At 65.2% G+C, this 18233-nt stretch carries 8 protein-coding genes and 1 pseudogene; 4 read left to right on the plus strand and 5 right to left on the minus strand.

The window, feature by feature from the left end; translation table 11 throughout:
* Positions 1-290 precede the first annotated feature (290 nt).
* Positions 291-2024: a ShlB/FhaC/HecB family hemolysin secretion/activation protein gene (locus AAG793_RS13840; protein WP_341909101.1), complete on the plus strand. Its 1734-nt coding sequence runs from the start codon at positions 291-293 to the stop codon at positions 2022-2024.
* 84 nt (positions 2025-2108) lie between these two features.
* The gene (locus AAG793_RS13845; RefSeq protein WP_341909105.1) at positions 2109-9680 is read left to right on the plus strand and encodes a YDG domain-containing protein; all 7572 of its coding nucleotides are present in this window, start codon (positions 2109-2111) and stop codon (positions 9678-9680) included.
* 28 nt (positions 9681-9708) lie between these two features.
* Here the strand turns inward: AAG793_RS13845 and AAG793_RS13850 are convergent, their stop codons facing one another.
* Positions 9709-11106 (minus strand): aminopeptidase P N-terminal domain-containing protein, encoded by a 1398-nt coding sequence (locus AAG793_RS13850; protein ID WP_341909109.1) that lies wholly within the window; start codon positions 11104-11106, stop codon positions 9709-9711.
* Between the two features lie 41 nt (positions 11107-11147).
* Positions 11148-11834, minus strand: coding sequence for an N-acetylmuramate alpha-1-phosphate uridylyltransferase MurU (murU, locus tag AAG793_RS13855; protein WP_341909112.1), 687 nt, complete (start codon positions 11832-11834; stop codon positions 11148-11150).
* A gap of 267 nt (positions 11835-12101) precedes the next feature.
* On the opposite strand from murU, the gene tkt reads away from it, so the two are divergent.
* On the plus strand, positions 12102-14153 hold the full coding sequence (gene tkt / locus AAG793_RS13860; RefSeq protein WP_341909114.1) for a transketolase: 2052 nt from the start codon (positions 12102-12104) through the stop codon (positions 14151-14153).
* 70 nt (positions 14154-14223) lie between these two features.
* Positions 14224-15222, plus strand: a complete 999-nt coding sequence (gene gap, locus AAG793_RS13865) for a type I glyceraldehyde-3-phosphate dehydrogenase (RefSeq protein WP_341909116.1) — start codon at positions 14224-14226, stop codon at positions 15220-15222.
* Between the two features lie 63 nt (positions 15223-15285).
* On the opposite strand, the gene AAG793_RS13870 is transcribed toward gap, so the two are convergent.
* From AAG793_RS13870 to AAG793_RS13880, 3 genes and pseudogenes are all read right to left on the minus strand, one after another.
* The gene (locus AAG793_RS13870) at positions 15286-15843 is read right to left on the minus strand and encodes a DUF6036 family nucleotidyltransferase (RefSeq protein ID WP_341909118.1); all 558 of its coding nucleotides are present in this window, start codon (positions 15841-15843) and stop codon (positions 15286-15288) included.
* Positions 15840-16499 (minus strand): helix-turn-helix transcriptional regulator, encoded by a 660-nt coding sequence (locus AAG793_RS13875; protein ID WP_341909120.1) that lies wholly within the window; start codon positions 16497-16499, stop codon positions 15840-15842. Before AAG793_RS13875 ends, AAG793_RS13870 begins: the two co-directional genes overlap by 4 nt.
* Before the next feature lie 639 nt (positions 16500-17138).
* Positions 17139-18233 (minus strand): annotated as a pseudogene (locus AAG793_RS13880) (hypothetical protein); the annotation flags it as partial.

Consider the following 18233-nt stretch of genomic DNA (forward strand, 5'->3'; position numbering starts at 1 on the left):
AAGGTGCCGCGCTGTGCGGTGTTGCCAAAACAGGTGCTGCGCCTGTGACTTTTCGGTCGCGAAATTCGCCCCGGGCAAGGAAATTCAGGACTGTGCGGTGCGCTGAGCCATGCTGTGCCTTGAGTCCGAACTGTCGTGAAATAGGCACGACCTGACTGTATTTGATGCCCAAAATTGCGCAGAACCGGCATTTGCATCAGCTCTTTCGCGTAAAGCATTGGACTTACATCGGGGGAACGACTACAACCCGATGCACTACAAATTGTTTCGTTTTGTAAGGGGAGACAGTCTTGCTCACACGCGCGGTGTCGCCGTTGTTGGCCCGTTCGGGTTTGTTGATCGTCGGTCTGCTGCTTGTTGCAGCAGCCACGGCGCAAACCCCGCGTGGGCGACCCGATGCGGGTGTGTTGTCGGTGCCACAGGCGCCCGCGCTGCCGGCGCCCCGCCAGGGCGCGCCCATCATTCGCGCCCCTGCGCCGGCGGTGCGCTCACCCGCCTCGCTTGCCGTGCGCATGGCCCCGGCGGCGTTCCGCTTTGTGGGGAACCGGGTGTTCGATGCCGCAGTGCTGGCGCCCCTGCTGGCCGATCAGCTGAACCGGCCCACCGACCTGGTTGGCCTGACGGAAGCCGCCAACCGGATCAGCGCCTTTTACCGGGCCCGTGGCTATCTGCTCACCGAGGCCTACATTCCGGCGCAGGCTTTTGCGGCCACCGGTGGCACGGTGACCATCGCGGTGCTGGAAGCCCGCATCGGACAGGTCACGGTGAAGACGGAGGCGCCGGAGATATCCAGCGCTTTTGCCACGCAACTGGTCCGCCAGCAGCTGGTGGCCGGCGAGGCAGTCACCGAATACGCCCTCGACAAGGCGGTGCTGCTGCTGCGTGATCTGGCGGGCTACGATGCCGCCGCCGTGGTGGAGCCCGGCCGCGAGGCGGGGCAGGCCGATGTGGTGGTGACGGTCACGGCCGCCGGGTCGCGCACCGACCTGTCCGTGGGTGTGGACAACCACGGCGCCCGCGCGGCGGGGGCAGCCCGTGCATCGGTCAATGCCAGCGTCAACAACCTGCTCGGCCGTGGCGATCTGCTGGCGGCAACCGTCCAGAACACCAGTCAGCAGGGCTCGGCCACCTACCGGGTGGGCTACACCCTGCCGGTGGGCGGTTACGGCACCAAAGTCAGTGCGCAGGTGCTGCGGCTCGAATACGCATTGGGCAAGCAGTTCACGGCGCTGGGTGCGACCGGGCAGGCGGACATCGTCGGCGTCACGGTGGTTCAGCCGCTGGTGCGAAGCCGCGAGTCCAATCTGCAGGGCATCGCTGGTGTGGAGCGCAAGAAGCTGGTGGATGAAACCGCCACCCCCGCGCTGCGGAGCGAGCGGGAAATCCTGTCGCTCAAAGCCGGGCTGGCCGGGAATTTTGCCGACGGCGTCGGCGGCGGGCAGGCACGCAACAGCTACTCGGCCACCGCCACGCTGGGCCAGCTGACGCTGAGCCCGGCCGACCAGGCCGGTGACAGCGGGGCGACCGGGCTGAAGACTGCCGGTACCTTCCGCAAATTGAACCTCGATTACCAGCGCCTGCAGATTCTTGACCGGGCGGCCAGCGTTTCGCTGCTGGCGCAAGCCCAGTGGGCCAGCAAAAACCTGTCGTCCGCCGAGAAGATGACGCTGGGCGGGCCTTACGGCGTGCGGGCCTACCCCGTCGGTGAAGGCGTGGGCGACACCGGCCTGCTGCTCAACCTCGAATACCGCCATGACATTGATGCCTCGGTCATCGGGCTGCCCCTGACACTGCTGGCCTTCTACGACATCGGGCAGGTGCACTTCAACCGCAACGGCGCTACGGTGGCGGGGGCGGCCAACAGCCTCACCCTCAGCGGCTTCGGAATCGGCGCCACCGTGGGTCAGAGCGGCCGCTTCCTGCTGCGCACCTACCTGGCCTGGCCACGCAATGACCTGCCGCCTTCCACCGGCGATGGTGCCAAGGCCCCACGTGCCTGGGTGTCGGCGCAAACCTGGTTCTAGTCGAGATGATCGATCCTTGCTCCCAAATCGACCTCGACAGGGGTATCGACAGGTGCCGCGCAGGCGCTCATACTGGGTATTGCCATGCGTAACGGCGTCCACTCAGGCAAGCCCTACGCGCCCTGGCAGGTGCGTATCGTCACGGTGCGCCTGTCGCGCAAGCTGACCGCCACCTACCGCATCCGCGCCGCACGTTGCCTTTCCAGTCTGCTGGCGCTCCTGCTGGGGGCCGCATGGCAACCGGCATCGGCCTTGCCTTCGGGCGGCGAGGTGGTTGCCGGGCAGGCCAGCATCGCCACCACAGGCGGCCAGTCCATGCAGATCACGCAGGCGACCGACAAGGCCGTGCTGAACTGGCAGAGCTTCAACATCGGGGCCGGGCAGTCGGTGCAGTTTCTCCAGCCCGGCGCGGCCTCGGTCGCGCTCAACCGGGTGATCGGTGACGGCGCCTCGTCCATCTTCGGCTCACTCTCGGCCAACGGACAGGTGTTTCTCATCAACCCGGCGGGCGTGATGTTTGCGCCCGGCGCGCAGGTCAGTGTGGGCGGGCTCGTCGCGTCCAGCCTGGCCATTGGCAACGATGACTTCATGGCTGGCCGTTACCGCTTCAGCGCCGGGCCCGCAGGCGCAGGACCGGTCGAGAATCACGGCACCATCCAGACGAATCGCGGCGGCTACGTGTTGCTGGCGGCACCGCAGGTCAGCAACGCGGGCAGCATCGCGGCTGAAGGCGGCTCGGTGGGCCTGCTGGCCGGCTCCCGTGTCTCGGTCGACACCTCCGGCGCAGGGCTGGTGCGGTTTTCTGTCGATGCGGCTGCTGCCCGTGCGGCCATCAGCAACAGCGGCAGCATCACCGCCAGCGGCGGCCAGGTCGCGGTGCTGGCAAGCGCCATGGGCGATGCGCTGGCGACCGTCATCAACCAGAGCGGGGTGATCCGCGCAGACACTGCTGTTGAGCGCGACGGCATGATCGTGTTGAGCGGTGGCAGCAGCGGCGTGGTGAATGTGAGCGGCGAGCTGAGTGCCCGTGGCACCGCCTCAGGGCAGACCGGCGGCACGGTGCATGTGCTGGGCGACAAGGTGGCGCTCACTGATGGCGCGCGCATCAACACCTCGGGCGATGCGGGTGGCGGCACGGTGCTGGTGGGCGGCAACTACCAGGGGCAAGGCCCGGAACAGAACGCCAGCGGCACCTTTGTCGGCGAGCAGGTGCAGATCAACGCCAGCGCCGGCCGCACGGGCGATGGCGGCAAGGTCGTGGTGTGGGCCGATCACACCACCCGTTTTGCCGGTCAGATCGCATCCGCCGGCGGCAGCGAGTCCGGTAACGGCGGCATGGCCGAGGTTTCCGGCAAACAGTATCTGGAATACACCGGTCTGGCCGACCTGACGGCTGCACGCGGGGCGACCGGCACGCTGCTGCTGGACCCGTCAGACATCACCATTTCCACCGCCGCCAATTCAGGCGGGCTGGGCACCGGCCCGACCTTCCAGAACGGCACTGGCACCGCCAACCTCAACATCACCACGCTGTTGGGCCAGCTGGCCAGCGCCAACGTCATCGTCAACACCAGCCCCGGTACGGGCGGCAGCGGCAACATCACGGTGGCCAACAACATTGCCTACACCGGCGGTACCGCACGCACCCTGACACTGGCGGCCGACGGCAACATCGCGGTCAACGCCGCCATCACCTCGTCCACCGCGTCGCTGTCAACCAACCTGAATGCAGCGGGGACAACCACTTTCGGCGCGGGCGGCTCGCTGGCTACACGCGGTGGCAACGTGGCCATCACCGGCACCACCAAATCGCTGGGGGCCATCGACACCACCGGTGGCACGGGCACCGGCAATTTCAGCATCACCGGCACCGGTGCCGTGTCGCAGACCTCGGGCGCCCTGGTGATCAAGGGCGCCACGACCCTGACCGCCGGCACAGGCAACGACATCACCCTGGACAGCGCGACCAACAACTTCGCCAGCGTCTCCATCACCAGCGGCAATAACGTCACGCTGCGCGATGCCAACGCCGTTGCACTTGGCGCCAGCAGCGTGACCGGCAATCTGGCATTGACGGCAGCGGGCGCCGTCACCCAGACGGCCGCTCTCGCGGTGGGCGGCACCACCTCACTGACGGCGGGCGCGGGCAACGACATCACCCTCAGCAACACCGGCAACAACTTCACAGGCGCGGTGTCGGTCGTTTCCGGCCGCAATGTGAGCCTGAGGGACGCCAACGCGGCAGTGCTGGGTGCGTCCACCGTTTCCGGCACGCTGGGCGTGACCACTGCAGGCAGCATCACGCAGACCGGTGCGCTCGCCGTGACGGGCACAACCACCCTGGTGGCCGGGGCAGCCAATAACATCACGCTGGACAACAGCGGCAACAACTTCGCCACGGTGGCCATCACCAGCGGCAACAACGTCAGCCTGACCGACAGCAACGCCCTGGTGCTGGGCACCTCCACTATCTCCGGCACGCTAGGCGTGAACACCGCAGGCGCCATCACGCAGAGCGGCACTGTCGTGGCGACCGGCGCGACCACGCTGGCCGCAGGCACGGGCAACAACATCACGTTGAGCACCGCCACCAACAACTTTTCCAGCGTCTCCATCACCAGCGGCAATAACGTCACGCTGCGCGATGCCAACGCCGTTGCACTTGGCGCCAGCAGCGTGACCGGCAATCTGGCGTTGACGACAGCCGGCGCCGTCACCCAGACCGGCGCCCTGACCATCGGCGGCACCACCTCACTGACAGCCGGTACGACCAACGACATCACGCTCAACAACACTGGCAACGACTTCACTGGCGCGGTGTCGGTTGTCTCTGGCCGCAACGTGACCCTGCAGGACGCGAATGCTGCCGTGCTGGGCACCTCCACGGTATCCGGCACGCTGGGCGTGACCACGGCAGGCAGCATCACGCAGACCGGCGCAGTCGCGGTGACGGGGGTCGCCACGCTGGCCGCCGGCACCGGCAACGACATCACGCTGGGCACCGCGACCAACAACTTCGCCACGGTGGCCATCACCAGCGGCAATAACGTCACACTGCGCGACAGTGGCGTTGTCATCGTCGGAGCCAGCAGTGTCAGCGGCAACCTCGCGCTGACTGCAGCGGGCGCGGTCACCCAGACCGGCGCCCTGACTGTAGGCGGCACCACCTCACTGACGGCGGGCGCTGGCAACGACATCACGCTCAGCAATACCGGAAATGATTTCAGCGGCACGGTGTCGGTGGTGTCTGGTCGTAACGTGAGCCTGCGCGACGCCAATGCGGCGGTGCTCGGCGCCTCCACCATCTCCGGCACGCTGGGCGTGACCACAGCGGGCAGCATCACGCAAACCGGCGCGCTGGCCGTGACCGGCACCACCACCCTGGTGGCAGGCGTAGCCAATAACATCACGCTGGACAACAGCAGCAACAACTTCGCCACGGTCGCCGTGACCAGCGGCAATAACGTCAGCCTGACGGACAGCAACGCTTTGGTACTGGGCGCCTCCACCGTCAGCGGAACCTTGTCGTTGGGTGCCGGCGGCTCCGTCACGCAGAGCGGGGTGGTCAGTGCCGCCAGTCTTGGCGCCACGCTGACCGGTGCGGGCAGCGCGCTGAACCTTGGCACGCAGACCAACAACATCGCCGCCCTTGGCACGCTCACCACGCCGGGCGGCTTCACGCTCACCAACGGCAACAACGCGGTCGCGCTCAACGGCGCCATCACCAGCACCAACACGGCTGTGGCCATCACCAGCGGTACTGGCGCCACCAGCTTCGGCGCCAGCGGCGCCATCACCACCGGCGGCGGCAACGTCACCCTCACCAACACCAGCGTCAGCAAGGTGCTGGGCAGCATCGACACCACCGGCGGCGCCGGAACCGGCAACTTCACCGTCACCGGCGCCGGCGCCATCACCCAGGGTGCAGGCACCGCGCTTCAAATCAAGGGCACTGCGACCGTGGCCGCAGGTGCCACCAACAGCGTCACGCTGAACAACAGCGGCAACGACTTCGGCTCGGTGGCCGTGACCAGCGGATTGAATGTCGGCATCACCGACGCCAATGCGCTGGTGCTGGGCACCTCCACTGTCTCGGGCACGCTGGACGTGAACACCGCAGGCGCCATCACGCAGAGCGGCGCTGTCGTCGCGACGGGCGCGACCACGCTGGCTGCGGGGACGGGTAACAACATCACGCTGAGCACCGCCACCAACAACTTCTCCAGTATCGCCATCACCAGCGGCAACAACGTCACGCTGCGCGATTCCAACGCCGTCGTCCTCGGCACCAGCAGCGCGGCCACCAGCCTGTCGGTGACAGCCGGCGGCGCCATCACGCAAAGCGGTGCCATCACCACGCCCACACTGACGGCCAAAACACTGATCAATGCCGGCGCTGCCATCACCCTGAACAACGCCGGCAATGAGGTCACCACCGCCAACCTGCAGGCGCGCAATGGCGGAGACACGGCCAACGCTGCGGGCGCCATCAGCCTGCGCGATGCCAGCGGTTTTGATCTGTCGGGCGTCAACACCGCCAGCTCGCTGACGCTGCAGTCTGCGGGCAACGTGACGCAGTCGGGCGCAATCGTCGCCGGCTCGCTGGCTGTCACGGGTACAGACAGCGGTGCGGTGCAACTCGCGTCGCAGACCAACAACATCACCACCCTCAACGCCATCACCGCTGCTGGTGGCTTTGCACTGACCAATGGCAACAGCAGCGTCACTGTGGCCGGCAACCTGTCGACCACCAATGCCGCCGTCAGCATTGATGCCGGTACCGGCACTTACACGCAGAACGCAAACATTGACGTGGCCACAGGCAGCGGTGCCATCACGGTGGTGGCCGACAGCGTGACGCTCAACACCAACACCGGCAACAACGCCTTCAGCACATCTGGCGCGCTCACGCTCAAACCCAGGACGGCGTCGCGCGCCATGACGCTGGGCGCCGCCGGTTCGTTCGATCTGCAGACGGCGGAGCTCACCGCGCTTACTACCGGCGCCACAGGTGCGATCGTGATCGGTGACATCGCCAGCACCGGTGTGCTGACCGTGGGCGCTGCGGTGAATCTGGCAGGCAAGAACCTCACGCTCAACGCCGGCAGCATGACCGACACCGGCGTGCGCACCATCACGGCGGACCAGTTGTCGCTGAACGCCAACGGGCAGATCGGCACCAGCACTGCCAATGGCATCGATGTGGCGGTCACCGACCTCAGCATCAACACCACTGGCAACGCCAGCGCGTTCATCCGTTCCGGCGCGGTCAACCTCGGTGTGGGTACCGGCGCTTCCAGCGTGGGCACGGGCACGCTGGACCTGGTGGCCACCGGCGCCGTGACGCAGACGGCATCCACTGGCAACCTGACGGCTGGCACGCTGAATGTGAAGACGCTGTCGGCAGGAACCGCGGGCATCACCCTCACCAACACCGGCAACGATGCGACTACCGTGAACCTGCAGGCGCGCAACGCCGGCGACACGGCCAGCGCCGCAGGCGCGCTGCAGTACACCGACAGCAATGGTGTCGCCGTGGCAGCGCTGTCCACCACGGGCAATGCCACGTTGTCTGCCACTGGTGCCGTGACGCAGACCGGCGCCATTCAGGCGGCGGGGCTGTCGCTGCAGGGAACGGGCGGTGCCTACACCCTCACCCACGCCAGCAACGCCGTCACCACGCTGGCGGCCAGCACCGGCAGCGTGGACTACCGTCAGGCTGGCGCGCTGACTGTCGGCACGGTGGGTGTGGCGGGTGTCACCACCACCGGCGCGGCGCGCATCGAAACCACCGGTGCAGCATCTGACCTGACCCTGAACAACGCCGTGAGTTCAGGCGCAACCGGCGACGCGGTGGTGCTCAAGGCCGGCAGCTCGAACGCGGCCGGCACGGCCACTGGCGGCCAGGTGATCAACAACGTCGGCACTGCGGGCATCGTAGCCAGTGCGGGCCGCTATCTGGTTTACACCGGTAACCCGTCCACCACCACCGAGGGCGTCACCGGCTACAGCAAGCGCTACAACAGCAACGCCAGCTTTGTGCCTGCTGGCAGTGCCAACACTTTCCTGTACCGCATCGCGCCCACGCTGACGGTGGTGACCGACAACAAGTCCAAAGTCTATGGCGACAGCAACCCGACGCTCACAGGCACCGTCTCGGGCCTGATTGATGGCGACACCGCCACCGGGGTGGGCGTGGCCTATGCCACCACCGCGCTGGACCGCACCGCCGTGGCTGCCGGTCCGGTGGCGATCACCGTCTCGGCCACCAACAACGAGAACTACACGCTGGCACTGACCAACGGCGCGCTGACCATCACACAGCGCGCGCTGACGGTCAGCGCCACTGGCGTCAACCGTGTCTATGACGGCACCACCAGTGCTACCGTCAACCTGAGCGACAACCGCCTCAGCGGCGATGTGCTCACGCTGTCCAGCAATACGACCAGCTTTGCCAACAAGAATGTGGGCACCGGCAAGGCACTCAGCGTGACCGGCATCAGCGTGACCGGCACCGACGCCGGCAACTACAGCGCAAACACCACCGCCAGCACCAGCGCCGACATCACGGCCCGCACGCTGACGGTGTCGGCCACTGCGCAGAACCGCGTGTATGACGGCAGCACCGCAGCGACGGTGTCGCTCACCGACAACCGGGTGGCCGGCGACGTGCTCACTGTGAGCAGCGGTGGCGCCAACTTCGCCGACAAGAATGTGGGCAACGGCAAGACCGTCACCGTGAGCGGGTTGGGCGCCAGCGGTACCGATGCGGGCAACTACGCGGTCAGCGCTACCGCCGTCACCACGGCCAACATCACGCCGGCGACGATCAGCCGGGTGGCCGGCATCACGGCCAACAACAAGGCCCAGGACGGTGGCACGCAGGCCTCGCTGAACACCGGCGGCGCCACCTATGTGGGCGCGGTGTCTGGCGACAGCCTGTCGGTGGCCGCCGCCACCGGCAACTTTGACACGGCAGCAGCCGGCACGAACAAGCCGGTCGCCATCACCGGCATCGCGCTGGGCGGCGCCGATGCGCAGAACTATGTGCTGCAGGACACTACCGCCAGCGCCACCGCGTCGGTGGTGGACCTCACGACCAGCCGCAACGTGGTTCTGTCGGGTACGCCACCACCTTCGACCTTGCCTGCACCGGCGCCCGTCGCGACGGGCCTCAGCGTGGCCGATGCCAATGCCCTGCTGGAGAGCAACCCGACGGCGGCTGGCAGCGGCTGCGAGGGAGCCAATTGCGTCGCTGCCAACAGCCCCGGCGTGCAGGTGGGCACCGTGCGCGAGCCGACCGACAGCGCAGCGGGCCTGGTGTCCGTCAATCTGCCGCGTGACGCGTCTGCCTCTGGTGGCTTGTTCCGCTTCTCGTTGCCGCAGAGCCTGCTGGCCCAGGCAGCTGCTGGTGCACCAGTGACGGTGACCACGCTCACGGGTCTGCCCTTGCCGGCATGGGTGCGCTTCGACGCGCAGAGCCAGTCGTTTGTAGCCACACAGCCGCCAGCGGGCGGGCTGCCGCTGCAACTGCGCGTGAGCGTCGGCGGCCGGGTGGTGGTGATGACGATTTCGCAGGCGCCTGTACAACCGGCAAGCCCCCGTGGCGTGGTGGTCGATGGTGGTGCCGCCACCGTGGGCAGCACCGAAGGCTGAACCCGGCGGGACTTGAGGGTGAGGGGGCTCAGCCCCGCATCAGCGCTTCAATCTCGTCGGCCTTCACTGGCACGCCGCGCGTCATCAGCTCGCAGCCTTTGGCGGTGACCAGCGCATCGTCTTCGATGCGGATGCCGATGTTCCAGAACTCTTTCGGCACGCCCTTGGCCGGCCGCACATAAATGCCCGGCTCAATGGTCAGCACCATGCCAGGCCGCAAGATGCGTGAAGGCTTGCGCATCACGGTCTGGCCCAAAGCGTCTTTCTCTTCGCGCGGCTTGCTGCCGGGTTCGGTGTAGTCGCCGCAGTCGTGCACGTCCATGCCCATCCAGTGGCCGGTGCGGTGCATGTAGAACTGGCGGTAGGCGCCGGACTCCAGCACATCATCGACGCTGCCATGTTTGGCCTTGGCCAGCAGGCCGGTGTCGAGCATGCCCTGCACCAGCACCCGCGTAGCCGCTTCGTGCGGGTCCAGAAAGCGCTTGCCCGGTTTGGTGACCTTCACCGCAGCGTCCTGTGCGGCCAGCACGATGTCGTACAGCGTGCGCTGGGCGGGCGTGAACTTGCCGTCGGCCGGGAAGGTGCGTGTGATGTCGCTGGCGTAGCCGTCGAGCTCGCAGCCAGCGTCGATCAGGCACAACTGGCCGGGTTTCAGTTCGGTGTCGCCGGCGCGGTAATGCAGGATGCAGGCGTTGGCGCCTGCGGCCACGATGCTGCCATAGGCGGGGAACTGCGAGCCATGGCGGCGGAACTCGTGCAGCAGCTCGGCTTCAAGGTGGTACTCACGAAGCCCGCCTTTGACGCCTGTGCGCAGCATGGCGGCCGAGGTCATCATGGCGCGCACATGGGCACCGGCCGAGATCTGCCCAGCGCGGCGCAGGATGGCGACTTCGTGGCTGTCTTTCACCAGCCGCATCTCGTCGAGCAGCTTGCACAGGTCGTGCTGGCTCTGCGGGCATTCGGCGCCGAAGCGTACCCGGGCGCGCACCTTGTTCAGCCAGCTGTCGACCTGTGTTTCCAGCCCCTTGTGCGTGGCAAACGGAAACCACACCGCCGGCTGGTTGGCCAGCAGCTGCGGCATCTTGTCGTCGAGTAGGTCCACCGCAAAAGCAGCATCAACGCCCAGCGCTGTCACAGCCGCCTTGGGGCCGAGGCGAATGCCGTCCCAGATCTCGCGTTCGAGGTCTTTCGGGCGGCAAAACAGCGTGGTCTTGCCGGTGGACTCGATCACCAGCCAGCCCTGCGGCTCGGTGAAGCCGGTCAGGTAATAAAAGTAGCTGTCGTGCCGGTAGGGAAAGTCGCTGTCGCGGTTGCGCGGGTACTCGGGTGCGGTGGGCAGCAGCGCGATGCCGCCGCCGGCAGCTCTCAGTGCGCGGGCGATGGTGGCGCGGCGTTTGGCGTATACAGCGGTGGTAGAGGTAGTCATGTCGCTTCCGTGTTGCCGCTGGGCGCGGTCAGTCGTTCAATTCAGCTATTCAACTCGGCCAGACGCTCCGGTGTGCCGACGTCGGTCCATGCGCCTGAATATAGCGCCGCCGTCACCTGCTCGTGCTGCATGGCGGCACGAAGCAGCGGCGCCAGTGCGGCTTTCTGGCCGGGCGGGGTGTTGGCAAACAGTGCGGGGCGGTACAGGCCCACCGTGCTGTAGGTGTATTTGATGTCGGCATCATTGAGCGCCAGCCCGTCAGCTGAGAGGCCAAAGTCGCCCTTGGGGTTGTGCGGCGGGTTGGGCACCAGATAGATGTGGGCCAGTGCGTTGGAGGCTGCAAAGGCGGCTGCGTCGGCTGCCGGAAACGTAAAGCCCGGCATGTACACATCGCCCGCCACCAGCCAGAACGGCTCGTCGCGCAGCAGCGGCAACGCGGTGGCAATGCCGCCTGCGGTTTCGAGCGCGCCACCAAAGCGGGCGCCTTCATGGGAATAGCGGATGCGCAGGCCGAAAGCGCTGCCATCGCCCAGCGCGGGCGCGAACTGTTCCTCCAGCCAGGCGGTGTTGATGACCACATCGCGCACGCCGGCGCGCGCCAGGTTTTCGAGATGCCACGCAATCAGCGCTTGGCCCTGCACCGCCAGCAGCGGTTTCGGGCAGGCGTCGGTCAGGGGGCGCATGCGATCGCCGCGTCCGGCGGCGAGGATCAGGGCTTGGGTGCTCATGTGTGGCGGATTATCGCTGCCCCGCCTCGGGCTGACACCGCAAAGCCTGAGGCACCGCTTTAAGTATGGTCAAACAGCTATTGATTTCATAGCATTGCCTCGTCCGTGGCCCTGTACGGGTGGGTCATCGGGTTCCGCTATGCCCCATCCCTTAAAATTCTGGGTTTCCCCTGAGCCGGTGGCCGCACGCTTCAACAGATGTTGTTGTGCCATTCCGGCCCCGGGTGCTTCGATTCCCGTTTCCTCATTCCACTCTGGACCCCATCAATGGCTGACACCACCTCATCCCTCATGGCCAATTCCATCCGCGCACTGGCCATGGATGCTGTTCAACAGGCCAATTCCGGCCACCCCGGTGCCCCGATGGGCATGGCCGACATGGCAGTCGCCCTGTGGGGTCGCCACCTCAAGCACAGCCCGCACAACCCGCACTGGCTGGACCGCGACCGCTTTGTGCTGTCCAACGGCCACGGGTCGATGCTGATTTATGCGCTGCTGCACCTCACCGGCTACAAGCTGCCGATTGGCGAGCTGAAAAACTTCCGCCAGCTGCACAGCAAGACCGCTGGCCACCCCGAAGTGGGCGTGACGCCGGGCGTGGAAACCACCACTGGCCCGCTGGGCCAGGGCATCACCAACGCGGTCGGCATGGCGCTGGCCGAGAAGCTGCTGGCCAAGGAATTCAACCGCGAAGGCCACACCGTCGTCGACCACCACACCTATGTGTTCATGGGTGACGGCTGCATGATGGAAGGCATCAGCCACGAAGCGGCGGCGCTGGCTGGCGCGTGGAAGCTGGGCAAGCTGATTGCGCTGTACGACGACAACGGCATTTCGATTGATGGTCAGGTCACGCCCTGGTTTGTTGACAACACCGCGCTGCGTTTTGCTGCCTACGGCTGGAACGTGATCGGCCCGGTGGACGGCCATGATGTGGACGCGGTAACGGCTGCGATTGCCGACGCCAAGAAATCCACCGACAAGCCCACGCTGGTCATCTGCAAGACGCACATCGGCAAAGGCTCGCCCAACCGCGTCAACACCGCCAAAGCGCACGGCGAGCCGCTGGGCGCGGAAGAAATCAAGCTCACGCGCGAGGCCCTGAACTGGCCGCACGCGCCGTTCGAGATTCCCAAGGAAAGCTACGACGCGTGGGACGCCAAGGCCAAGGGCCTGGCCGCCGAAGCCGCGTGGGACGCGAAATTCGCCGCCTACAAGGCCGCGCACCCGGAACTCGCTGCCGAGCTGGTGCGCCGCATGAAGGGCGAGCTGCCCAAGAGCTTCTCGCAGCTGGCGGTGGACACCGTCATCGGCGCGCACACCAAGGCCGAAACCGTGGCCTCGCGCAAGGCCTCGCAACTGGCGCTCGAATCCTTCACTGCCGGCCTGCCCGAGCTGCTGGGCGGCTCGGCCGACCTCACCGGCTCCAACCTGACCAACACCAAGGCCACGCCGGCCCTGCGCTTCGACATGAATGGCGAAGTGGTGCTGACGCCCAACGCTGACGGTGTGGGTGTCGTGGGCCGCCATATCAACTACGGCGTGCGCGAGTTTGGCATGGCCGCCATCATGAATGGCGTGGCACTACACGGTGGCTACATCCCCTACGGCGGCACGTTCCTGACCTTCAGCGACTACAGCCGCAACGCCATCCGCATGGCCGCACTGATGAAGCTGCGCGTGGTGCATGTGTTCACGCACGACTCCATTGGTCTGGGTGAAGACGGCCCGACGCACCAGTCCGTTGAGCACGCCGCCAGCCTGCGCCTGATCCCCAACCTCGATGTCTGGCGCCCCGCAGACACCGCCGAAACCGCCGTGGCCTGGGCCGTGTCGCTGCAGAACAAGACCAAGCCCACCGCGCTGCTGCTGAGCCGCCAGAACCTGCCCTATGCACCCAAAAACGATCTGGGTGAAATCAGCAAAGGCGCTTACGTGCTGGCCGAGCCTGCCGAAGTGGGCCTGAACAAAAAGGCCCAGGCCGTCATCATCGCCACCGGCTCCGAAGTGCAGCTGGCACTGAAGGCGCAGGAGCTGCTGGCCACCACCTACAAGATTGCGGTGCGCGTGGTCTCCATGCCCAGCACCACCACCTTTGACCAGCAAAAACCCGCCTACAAATCGGAAGTGCTGCCCGAAGGCCTTCCGCGCATCGCCGTGGAGATGGGTGTGACTGACGGCTGGTGGAAATACGGCTGCGCGGCGGTGGTCGGCATCGACACCTATGGCGAGTCGGCCCCGGCGCCGGTGCTGTTCAAGCACTTCGGCTTCACGCCCGAGAACGTGGCAGACACCGTGCGCAAGGTTCTGAAAAAGTAAACCAGATTTCACAACCGTTCGGGCTCAGTGCGAACGGAACGCCAAGATTCAACCTCCAGGAGAACTTCAGATGACTATCAAACTCGGTATCAATGGTTTTGGCCGCATCGGCCGCAATGTGTTCCGCTCGGCGGTGCAGAGCTTCAGCGACATCGAGATCGTGGGCATCAATGACCTGCTGGAGCCGGAATACCTGGCGTACATGCTGCAGTACGACTCGGTGCATGGCCGCTTCAAGGGCGAGGTGTCTGTCGACGGCAACACGCTGATCGTCAACGGCAAGAAGATCCGCCTGACGCAGGAGCGTGACCCGGCCAACCTGAAGTGGGGCGACATCGGCGCCGACATCGTGCTCGAATCCACTGGCCTCTTCCTCGACAAGGCTGGCGCTGGCAAGCACCTGGCTGCGGGTGCCAAGAAGGTCATCATCTCGGCTCCGTCGAAAGACGACACCCCGATGTTCGTCTTCGGCGTGAACGACAAGACCTACAAGGGCGAAGACATCATCTCCAACGCCTCCTGCACCACCAACTGCCTGGCGCCTGTGGCCAAGGTGCTGAACGACAAGTGGGGCATCAAGCGCGGCCTGATGACCACGGTGCACGCCGCCACCGCCACGCAAAAAACCGTGGACGGCCCTTCCAACAAAGACTGGCGCGGTGGCCGCGGCATTCTGGAAAACATCATTCCTTCCTCGACCGGCGCCGCCAAGGCGGTGGGCGTGGTGATTCCCGAGCTGAACAAGAAGCTCACCGGTATGTCGTTCCGCGTGCCCACTTCCGATGTGTCGGTGGTGGACCTGACCTGCGAGCTGAACAAGGAAGCCACGCTCAAAGAAATTTGCGCCGAGATGAAAGCGCAGAGCGAAGGCGCGCTCAAGGGCGTGCTCGGCTACACCGAAGACAAGGTGGTCGCCACCGACTTCCGCGGCGATACCCGCACCTCGATCTTTGACGCTGACGCGTCCATCGCACTCGACGGTACCTTCATCAAGGTCGTCGCCTGGTACGACAACGAGTGGGGCTACTCCAACAAGTGCCTGGAGATGGTGCGCGTTGTGGCGAAGTAAGCGGCTTCATGCGCCATGAAAAACGCGCCTTCGGGCGCGTTTTTGTTGGGCGGATCTTTCTCGCTATTCGGCAAGCTCGTGCCCGCGATCCCTCAGCATGCGCACCATGCGCCGGATCCGTCGGCGCAACTCCTGTTTACGTTCTGTGTCGAGCGGCATGCTGCCCACCATCGCGAGTGCCGCGCCCATCCGTACATAACCCAAACGCAGCAGAGCCATGTTGAATTCACGATCCTTCTCGCGGTGCGCCGCCAGCTTGGACATGAACAGATCGATGACGTCGAGGCAGTAGCCCAGGTAGCCATTGGTCCCGTCGTTCTGAACGCGATGCAGACGCTCTTTCCAGCCCTCGGGCAAGATCGCCGTGGTGGAGTCGACGCCCTGCGCGTAGTAGCCAAAGGTGTCCTGGAAAGGCGAGCCCTCGCCGATCGCGCCGTCGATCACATCTGCCTTCTCCTCCGCGTTCAGTGGGTAGATGTCGGCCTCCATCGACATGGTCAGCTCTTCGGGTGGGTGCGCAACAGCGCCAAGGATGGATTGGCTGCCGATGATCACGAACTCGTACTCGCCGGTCGCGTCGGCGGCCGCGCGGATCACGTGCTCAAGGTCGGCCCGCTTCATGTTGCATCCACCGCGTGATGCTGGCCCGGCGTGGCCGCAGCGAGATCAACGCCTTCTTTCAACTGGCGCACCTGGTCGAGCACCCGTGCCCGGGTCTCGGGGGGAAGCAGCACGGGCAGTGGCGATGCCTGGCGCAGTTCGTTCGAGCGCCGGGTGCGTGCCAGCGCTCGGCGCCAGTCTCTGCGGTGCAGGATCACCGACCATTCGTCCCACAGCACCCTGCTGCTCGAGTTCCCCGTGGCGCGCCACTTCTCCAGTGTTTCCTGCGCGTGTGCGATCAGCGCTGGTTCCTTCTTCAGCATCGCCACCGCTTCCTCGTGCAGCATGAGGCTTTGCAGGTCCTGGACGTCGTGATTCGCAGCCCGGGCCTGCACCTTCTTCATCGGTGCCTGTCCATCGGCCTGGCGCGCCCCGCTGGCCAGCAATACCAGGTCACCAGACAAACCCAGGGCAGACATGACGCGCACGTACGTGCCCATGGTGGCGGAAGGCTCCCCCGCCTCGACAGAGGCCAAGGTCATGCGGGCGATGCCGGCGCGGTCGGCCATCTGTGTCGTGGTGACGCCCTGCGCCTTGCGTGCCTGGCGCAGGCGCTGACCCAACTGGATCAGCAGTTGACGGTCGAGCGTGTTGTTGAGGGGAGTGGCGGCTGGCATATGTATTGTATTGTAGACAATAACGCCATAATGTTCAATACGCTATACAGATACAAGCACTTCTCATCGTCTGCATCAACTCGCCGAATTCGGGCCTGCGCGCGCTGATTGCCGAGACCGGGTTGCTGAACTTCATCTCCCGCCACCCCCTGAAGGCTAATCCGCGCGGCGCCGCGCTTAAAGAGGTGCCGTTGAAAGAGAAGACCATGCTGGGGTGACTTGTAATGATGTACCGCGACAAAGGGTACTTGTAGGCGGCGACACGGCAGCTGATTAAGCTGCTGACGAGTGCTGTGGGTGTGACGGGGGCGGCGTCAGTCGGGTGAAGCGGGCCTCTTGAGAGTGGCGCTGTAAGTGCGCATCGGAGTTGTCGGCTCCTTCTTGGAGGCGGACGTTGGGTCAAGTCTGAGGAAGACCGTTTCAGGCTGACTGCCGTCGGTCAATCTTGACGGTCGAATGACCGCGGTTGCCGACACCCGACATTGGCGGAGATCTAGAGCGAAGGGTCGCTGTTGGCCGAAAGCCGCCCATGGACCGAACAAGGCGAGAGATGCCTGCAGATGCAAGACATCGATACCGGACTAACACATGGCCGAGCGCGCGTAATCCAGGCGTCCGCCTTGTTGATCGAGGTGAGGACTACTTGATGGTCGAGTCTTTGGCTGACCATTCCGAAAACGAGCGGTGAATGTGGCTGTGAGCCCCCCATATCCGCTGCCTTGCAGGGGTACGGATCACATCGTGGCCTTCCATCTTGTTCAGCCATTCCCTTTCTCCCCAATTGCACCAGACGAGGACTTGGCGCGTCTCGGTGAGATAACGGCGAAGAAGATCCGCACGGACATACAGAAGGCTGTGTCGATTTCCCTTCCATCCGTCGCCCGCCTCGCGATAGAGGCTTCCAGGATTGCCCGCCGCATCGTAGAAGTCGATCTCGCGATTCTTGCTCGCCAGACCAAGGCGCTGGATCAATTTGGGCGCGGGAAGGTCAAAGCCCGAGAACTCGTTCTGCGTCGAGTGATACGACTCCCAGCCAAACTGAATTGAGGGAACCTCGATGCGGATGCCAGGCACCCGCCTCATTTCATACGTTGGTTCGAGTAACAGCACAGGCGAACCCTCTGACTCGACTCCATCTCTGGAGACCAATTTGATCGTGAGGGTTTGTGCTTGTGTCTTGCGCTTCGTGTAGACCCGCTCGTAGCTGCCAAAGGCCTCCACCGTCTGCCGGTGGTACGTTCCGTCCCGCTGCCGTAGTCGTCGCACATAGTTCTGGCGGCGCCCAGCCTCACCGGCGTAGAGGTAGGTCTCGGTCGCCCCATCGGGAATCGCGTGGTTACCCGGATATTCAATCGCAAGAAACTTCGAACGGAGGGCCTGCACGTCTTTGCGCGCGATGAACACGCCCCGCAGAAACGCAAAGAGATCGCGATCGGTACTCGCGTCAAGGCCGCGGACGAAGCCTTCAATAAGAACCCACTCACCAGGGTGCCCATTGATTTCCGGGACAACGAGCAGTGAATTCCAGCTCGGTGTGAAACCACCTCCGACCCACGCGTCGGTGTCTCCTCCCCAGTCACCAAACAGGTCGGGGATCGGCGGCGACCATTGGGGTGGGCGCTTGGGGAAACTTGGATCCACGCCGCAGTCGGACGTCCTCTCGCCGAGGCGCCAATCTGGCAGTTTCCTCGCAGCCTCGCGCTCACCCCACATTTCGAAGTATGCGATCCACGA

Origin of the sequence: Polaromonas sp. YR568, assembly GCF_943372955.1 — a bacterium.
In the GTDB taxonomy this organism is placed as follows: domain Bacteria; phylum Pseudomonadota; class Gammaproteobacteria; order Burkholderiales; family Burkholderiaceae_C; genus Polaromonas.